The sequence below is a fragment of the Cellvibrio sp. genome (assembly GCF_053579595.1).
In genome coordinates, this window is sequence record NZ_JBRFPI010000208.1 from 1 (window position 1) to 8044 (window position 8044).

An 8044-nucleotide genomic window follows, 5' to 3' on the forward strand; every position below is an offset into this window, starting at 1 on the left:
GTTTACCTCTACCAAAACAGCTGTCCGCACATCGGTATTCCGCTCGAATGGGTGGAAGATCAGTTTCTCGACAGCAGTGGCAGCATGATCCAGTGCGCCAACCATGGTGCTCTGTTTGTGATTAAAACGGGCAAATGTGTCGCCGGCCCCTGCAGCGGGCGCTCACTTGCCCCCATTAATTTCAGTATCGACGCAGGCGACATTTTCCTCTCCTAGCCGTAAATTTGCGTAAACCTGATCGAGTTCAATGACGCGGACCAGTAGAGTCACCGGCCACTAGTACACTAGCTCACCCACGGAGAATAGCTCATGCAAAATTTCACCTTTTCCAACCCCACCAAGATTGTGTTTGGTGAGGGGCAAATCAAAGAAATCGCCAACCTTGTCCCCGCAGGCGCCCGCATTTTGGTCACTTACGGTGGTGGATCGATCAAAAAGAATGGCGTCTACGAGCAGGTTGTTAAAGCGCTGGAAGGCAAAACCTGGTTCGAGTTCAGTGGCATAGAACCCAATCCCCACTATGAAACCCTGATGAAGGCGGTGGATCTGGTCAAAAAAGAGAAAATTGATTTCCTGTTGCCAGTCGGAGGCGGCAGCGTAATTGATGGCACCAAACTGATCGCCGCAGCGGTTAATTTTGAGGGCGAACCATGGGATATTATGGCCAAACACCAGCCCTTCTTCAGCGCCTTACCAATCGGCTGCGTACTGACCCTGCCTGCGACAGGCACGGAGAGCAATGGCAATTCGGTCATTACCAAAGCTGCCACCCAGGAAAAACTATCCTTTGGCAGCCCGTTGGTTTACCCCCAGTTTGCGATTCTCGACCCCACCACGACCTACAGCCTTCCGCCACGCCAGATTGCTAACGGCGCAGTCGATGCCTTTGTGCATATCATGGAGCAATACCTGACTTATCCAGTCGACGCCAAAGTCCAGGACCGTTTTGCCGAAGGCCTGTTAATGACATTGATCGAAGAAGGCCCCCGCTCACTCAAAGAACCAACCAACTACGCGGTGCGCGCCAATGTGATGTGGGCGGCGACTATGGCGTTGAACGGTTTAATCGGTGTTGGCGTTCCGCAAGACTGGGCGACCCATATGATCGGCCACGAACTTACCGCCATGCATGGCTTGGATCACGCACAAACCCTCGCGGTCGTTTTACCGGCGGTGATGCAACACCAGCGCGATAAAAAACGTGCGAAGCTGCTCCAATACGGCCGCCGCGTATGGAACCTTAACCATGCCGATGAAGACGCACTGATCGATGCGGCCATAGCCGCAACCAAAAACTTCTTTGAGCAGATGGGCACCCCGACAACCCTGAGCGGATACGGTGTCGGTCGCGATTCCATTCCAAAGCTGGTGGATATGTTGGTTAAACATGAGTTGCTGGCGCTGGGTGAGCATGGAGTGATTACTCCGGAAGCCTCGCGTGAAATCCTGGAGTTAGCAGCCTAAAGCAGGCTCACGCCCAACCAAAGGGCGCGCATAAAAAAGCCCCACCAAATGATTTGTTGGCGGGGCTTTTTTATAGCTATACATGCAGGTTATTGGCGCAAAATCTTGTTCACAATCGAAGTGGTTGAACAGTTATCGTAAAAGCTAAGCACTTTAACCGAGCCGTTGTAAGCCTTGACGATTTGGTTACCGATCACTTGATCCTCGCTGTAATCGCCGCCTTTTACCAGCACATCCGGTTTGACCCGACGGAGCAAACGTTCAGGAGTATCTTCATCAAAAGGCACCACCCAATCCACCGCTTCAAGCCCGGCAAGCACAGCCATACGGCGGTCGAGTGGGTTGATGGGACGGCCAGAACCTTTCAGGCGACGGATGGAAGCGTCGGAGTTAACCGCCAAAACCAGCCGATCCCCCTGCTTGCGCGCCTCTTCGAGATACCCCACATGCCCGGCATGGATAATGTCAAAACAGCCGTTGGTAAATACTATGCGCTCACCACTGGCGCGGGCATCTTCCAATGCCATCAGCAACTGCTCTTCAGTCACCACACCGCGCTCGGCACCCTGCTCGGCAATAATGGCGCGGCGCAGCTCAGGCGCACTCACCGTTGCGGTACCCTTTTTGCCCACCACTATGCCCGCCGCCAAATTGGCCAGTGCGGTGGCCTCTGGCAAGGTTTGACCAGAGGCTATACCAGCAGCCAGAGAGGCAATAACCGTATCGCCCGCACCAGTCACATCAAACACCTCGCGCGCGCGCGCGGGCAAATGCAGCTCTGTTTGGTGATGGCGAAGTAGCGTCATGCCCTGCTCACCGCGGGTGACCAATAGTGCCTGCAGATCCAATTCCTGCATCAGTGCTTCGCCTTTGTCAACCATATCCTGTTCGCTGATGCACTTACCGACTACCGTCTCAAACTCAAGGAAGTTGGGTGTCAGCATAGTAGCGCCGCGGTAGCGGGAAAAATCATTGCCCTTGGGATCAACCAATACCGGTACGCCAGCATCGCGCGCCATACGGATCAGGGATTGGCAATCAAGCAAACTGCCTTTGGCATAGTCAGATAGCACCAAAGCATCCGTGCGACTGATCAGGCTTTTTACCTTACTCGCAAATTCGGAACTGTCAGTGGCATCGAATTTTTCTTCAAAATCCATGCGCAGCAATTGTTGGTGACGGCTGACCACCCGCAGTTTGGTGATAGTTGGTTTAGTTGTGGAAATCTGAAAATTCGTATGGATCTTGGCGGCACGCAGACGGCTGTACAGGATCTGCCCCGCCTCATCATCACCGACAATCCCGATCAGCGAAACACCGCAGCCCAAGGCCGCCATGTTCAGAGCCACGTTGCCCGCACCGCCGGGGCGATCTTCCGTTTGGTTGACCTTGACCACTGGAACCGGCGCTTCGGGCGATATGCGCGAACTCGTGCCATGCCAGTAGCGATCCAGCATAAGGTCGCCAACAACCAGTATGTGCGCACGCTCAAAGTAAGGCATAGTCAGATGCATAAGTAACTCCGATAGTTGTAATCCATTAACACCACATCCCCAACATAATCAATTACTGCCGTTACTCGCATATTAGATCTCCGGTTGTTTCGGCGGGATCTCATCATCATTAAAATGCTTGGCGTGGAGCCTGGCGTAGTGGCCATTTTTATCCAGCAACTGCGCATGGGTGCCCTGCTCAAGTATTTCACCATGATCGAGCACAATAATCCGGTCTGCCTGCTCAATTGTAGACAAACGATGCGCGACCACAAAGGTAGTGCGGCCCTTCATCATAGTGCTGAGCGCCGCCTGGATATAATGTTCAGACTCATTGTCCAGCGCCGAAGTTGCCTCATCGAGAATTAAGATCGGTGCATCCTTTAACAGTGCACGGGCGATGGCTAAACGCTGGCGCTGCCCCCCCGATAAACGCGCCCCCGATTCGCCAATTATCGTATTAAACCCGTCAGGCAATTGTTCGATAAATTCCGTAGCGTATGCGGCAGCGGCAGCGCGTCGAATCTCGTCCAACGAACGCGACTGCAAACTACCGTAGGCAATATTGCCCGCAACCGTATCGTTAAACAAGGTCACCTGCTGGTTCACCAGAGCTATCTGCTCGCGCAAACTGGCGAGCGTGTAATCGCCCACCGGAACACCGTCGATTAATATGTCGCCTGAGGTTACGTCGTGAAAACGGCTAAGCAAGCCCACAAGCGTGGATTTACCGCTTCCCGAGCGTCCGACGAGTGCAATAACCTCACCGGCTTTCACCGTTAAATTAATTTTATTTAATGCAGGTGCAGGCTGATTGGCATAACAAAACGTTACATTTTTTAATTCAACTTCGCCCTTAACGCGATCGATTTTATGGGTACCGTGATCTTCTTCGGCCGGTGTATCTAGCAGGGTAAACACGCTGTCGGCTGCAGCGACGCCTTTTAATATCGCCGGTGCCACCTCACCCAAACGACGCATGGATGGCAGCATCATTCCCGCAGCAGTCATATAGGCGACAAATTTTGCCGGATCAGCGATTTCCATAAAACTCAGTGCGATAAAAATCAACGCTGCCATAGCGGCGGCGACAATCAGTTGAATCAAGGGTGTATTCGCAGCGGATGTCACCACAATTTTCATGTTCTGTTGATAATTCTTTTTGCTCACTGCTTCGAAACGTTGCTTCTCATAATCTTCACCGCCAAAGCTGCGCATTACACGCACACCATTAATCATCTCACCGGCAACCTGGGTGATATCTCCAACCGAATTCTGCACTTTGTTGCTCAAACGGCGCAGACGCTTGCCCACCACAGAAACCAGAAAACCAATCACCGGGGCAATCACAATGAAAATCATCGTCAAGCGCCAATCCATCTGGATCAGCGTGGCAAATAAAAATATCACCGTTAACCCTTCGCGCAGGGAAATTTTTAACGCATCAGTCGCTGCCGAAGTAACACCGTTAATATTGTAAGTAATAACTGAGATAAGATGCCCGGAACTGCTTTTATCAAAATGTGCGTTCGGCAATTGCGTCATATGGTTGAACACCTGGGTGCGCAAATTGTGAATCACACTGAACGCAATTTTGGATAAATAATAAGCCCCAAGAAATGCGCCGATACTGCGCAACACCGTAATACCCATCACCTGCAGGGGCACCACATAACGATCAGCAGGATTATTCTCAGAAATAACGTTGATTAAGTTTTCCAACGTGTGAACAAATAATTTGTTCGAATAGCCGTACAGCGCAAAACCAACAATGCCCACTACAAACAACAACCAATAGGGTTTTACATAGGTGAGCAGACGCTTATAAACGACCCAGGCCGATGCATCGCCCACCGCAGGATGTTCTTTCTGTACAGGATTCATAAATTATCCAGAATCAGATTAATGTTTTATGCGCGGCTGTTTCACACGCAAATTGTTCTCACGCACCAGGTTCGCAGCCAATAAAGCCGCGGGCACCCAATAGAGCAACCACTTGGTATCGATTTCCCAAAACAAACTGCGCGAATCAACAAAGAGACAACCACAGCCGTAGACTAACCAAAGTGCCAGTGGCGCCAAGTTCCGATGCTGGCGCGCTGACCACAATAACAGTACAAGATGAATCAAGGCCAAACCCAAGCCAACGACACCCGTGCGATATAAAATATCCAGCCATGCATTATGGGCGTGATGGTATGACTCAATACTAGTCACTATATCTGTGGATGAGTCCATACCGACACCAAGCAGAAACAAACTTGGTTGCGCACGCATTTGGGCAATCACATCCCACCAAATTTGATCGCGGAATGACGCGCCGCGCCCGAGCAATGCTTGATCCAATGGAAAAAAATAGAACGCCGTACCCAGCGCAAGCAATGCAGCGCACAATTGCGTCAATAAAATTTTTCGCCCCGGACGCAACCAAACCAGCCCGACCACTAACACCAGCGCGAGCGATAATAAAGGCCCGCGACTTTGGGACAAACCCACCGCCGCCAACGCGGGAATGGTTGCCAGCGATAATCCGAGCGCGCATCTAAAACAGGATGTACGCCAGGACAGTAAAATGCCCACCAACACCACCACACCATAAACCTGTCCCACCAAGGTAGGCGCTCGCGCAAGCGTGATGCCTTCAAGACGCGCCGCAAGTGGATGGTCCCAATAAAATACCGCAATACAAATTGTCGCCGTTGCTGCTCCGATTAGTAAAAACCAATACAGAAATTTATCCCAATCCAGAGATTTTTTTTGTAGCACCCATGCTGCCCCCAGCAGCCATGCAGCAAGAATCAACCACTGCAAAATAAAAAATCCTGCATCGCCGCCCCACACACTAGTTATACAACTCCAACCTGCATACGCCAATGCTGAACCGCTAAACCAACCGCCATACTGATACAGTTCCGGTTTGCGCCATGGCAATAACAATAACATGGGAATAAAAAAAGCGAGCGCGTAAACCGCCTCCACTCCATCGCGCGAGGGCGACCATAAAAAAGCGGTGACAAATACCCACAGACCGCCATACGCCCAGCTCAATATTTTTTGCTCGCGCCAGTCGCGCGTTAATAAGTTCATAGAAAGATTAATTCCTTTGATCCGGCAACAAGTGATCCGATAACAGCGGCTCATGCCCAAATTCGCGTTTATAGGTAGCGCGTGCACGTGCTGATATTTTTTCCAACCGATGTTTTTGTTCAGCTAACACAGTGCGCAGCTCTTGTGCAAAATACACGCGCATAAAACGCAAATAATCGCGCCGGGTAAAAGGTAAATTCAATGACGAAAATAACAAGCTGCCTAAATCTTTCACCAGCCAGCGTTCAGGCACTTGTGGGCGCAGCTGTGCACGATGCAAGTCCACCAGATACAGCTCCGGCGTCAGATTCTGGTCTGCAACAAATTGCGTCTTCAACATAAAATGACAGAGATAAAAATCGCGATGATTAATACCTGCCGCATGAAACTCACGGGCAATAACAGCGAGGCTCGCCAAAATGCGATGTTTGGCCTTAACACTTACTGAATGCCGCTCAAAAAAATGATCCAGCTGGATTACATCCGTCAGTTCGCGCGTCACGATAAAGGATTGCTGGCGCGCCGGATTTTTACCGCGCACGCCATACGCAAGTGGAACCAAGCTGGGAACAGCTAACGCGCGCAATTTATTCAGCGCCAGCCATTCATTGCTAGCACCTAACACCGGCATGCGCAGTTGCAACCAATTTTTAATTATTTCCTGCCAGCCAACACCGCGATGCCATTTGCGGTAGTAACCCTGGCCATTCAATTCAAAGCGCAGGGTTTGGCGATCTTTCATTTCGCGCGCAATTTTTCCCTGCATATTTTCTATTAAGGAAAACACGTCTTGATCTTTCCATGCAGCGATTAATTCATCGCGCAGGATCACAACCGGCTCAGCAGATGCATGCAGTTGCAGGGCATACTCAGCAGGATTTTTTTTCGCATCAGCAATTTTTTCCAGCACTGCAACAGCAACAGCAGGGCGGGAAAACACATCACTGGTCTGCGTAAATACCGCAGCGCGTTTACGCCATACATCTGGGTTAACCGCAAGTATTGCGGCGACCAATTGTGCAATTGCAATAGGCGAAGCATGGACGGGAATCAATTCTCCCATCTGTTGCTCAGCAACATAATGCGCATAACCGCAATGAGATGATGCCACCACGGGAACACCGCAAATCATCGCCTCCAAAATTACATTGCCAGCAAGCTCTTTGCGCGCAGGATGTAACAGCACATCGGCAGCATGCAACAAATCACCAACAGGGCTGCGCGGCCCTAGAAAAAAAACCTGTTGCTCAATCCCAGCTTGGACGGCTTGTTGGCGATAAGTGTAGGGGTCATCCTTACCTACGATCACCAACGCGATTTTATCTGCCGTGATCTTGGTTAACTCAGCAAAGGCGCTGATACTGATATCAACACCTTTAGTTTTATAACCCGAGCCAAGACATAAAATAATTTTTGTATCGAGCGACAGACCTAATTCATGACACAACGCCATGCGCGCAGCGCGTGGATTATTGCAGGCGAGATGCTCCGCCGAAATCCCCGGAGGCAGCGCATGGAAACGCTCGGGCTGGGTAGCGTAATAACGCACAAATTGTTTTTGTTCGCTAGCAACCAATGAAAGAATTTGCGTTTCGCTTGTATCTGCAAATACTGCTTTTTCATAAGCGAGATATAACCGTGAGCGAGGAGCCAGCCGATACAACCAGTTGCGCTCACTATATGCCTTGTGCGCAAAACAGCTATCACCAGCAAAATACACATCAAGCCCTGGCATTTTGTTAAAGCCGACCAACAAATCAAATTGATTGCGCTCGAAGTGCTGCTGGAATGCACCGACAAAATATTTCACACCGGCAACATTAAAAAAACCGGAACCTTTAATTTCAACAACGTTAATACCGGGAATTTTTTCGCCTTGCCAATCACTGCAAAAAATACTGACTTGATGACCGCTTGCCTGTGCAGCCTTTGCAAATGCCAGCATATCCCGCTGCAAACCACCAAAGAGGAAAAACCGAAAAATAGCAAACACTAATTTC

6 protein-coding genes are annotated in these 8044 nt (G+C 50.4%); 2 read left to right on the plus strand and 4 right to left on the minus strand.

The features are described from left to right. Together ACWA6V_RS13295 and ACWA6V_RS13300 are read left to right on the plus strand one after the other, a co-directional pair. Window positions 1-216: Rieske (2Fe-2S) protein (locus ACWA6V_RS13295; protein ID WP_449522942.1), on the plus strand; the 216-nt coding region annotated here is incomplete at its 5' end. Between the two features lie 93 nt (window positions 217-309). Continuing rightward, window positions 310-1464, plus strand: coding sequence for an iron-containing alcohol dehydrogenase (locus ACWA6V_RS13300; RefSeq protein WP_449522943.1), 1155 nt, complete (start codon window positions 310-312; stop codon window positions 1462-1464). Window positions 1465-1553: 89 nt separating this feature from the next. On the opposite strand, the gene hldE is transcribed toward ACWA6V_RS13300, so the two are convergent. From hldE to rfaP, 4 genes are all read right to left on the minus strand, one after another. Next, complete coding sequence (gene hldE / locus ACWA6V_RS13305; protein ID WP_449522944.1) at window positions 1554-2978, minus strand: bifunctional D-glycero-beta-D-manno-heptose-7-phosphate kinase/D-glycero-beta-D-manno-heptose 1-phosphate adenylyltransferase HldE; 1425 nt, start codon at window positions 2976-2978, stop codon at window positions 1554-1556. 72 nt (window positions 2979-3050) lie between these two features. Then, the gene (gene msbA, locus ACWA6V_RS13310; protein WP_449522945.1) at window positions 3051-4841 is read right to left on the minus strand and encodes a lipid A export permease/ATP-binding protein MsbA; all 1791 of its coding nucleotides are present in this window, start codon (window positions 4839-4841) and stop codon (window positions 3051-3053) included. 18 nt (window positions 4842-4859) lie between these two features. Continuing rightward, a complete protein-coding gene (locus tag ACWA6V_RS13315; RefSeq protein WP_449522946.1) occupies window positions 4860-6044 on the minus strand; it encodes an O-antigen ligase family protein in 1185 nt (394 codons plus the stop codon). Window positions 6045-6051: 7 nt separating this feature from the next. Further along, window positions 6052-8044 (minus strand): lipopolysaccharide core heptose(I) kinase RfaP (gene rfaP, locus ACWA6V_RS13320; protein ID WP_449522947.1); only part of this gene is annotated, 1993 nt, incomplete at its 5' end.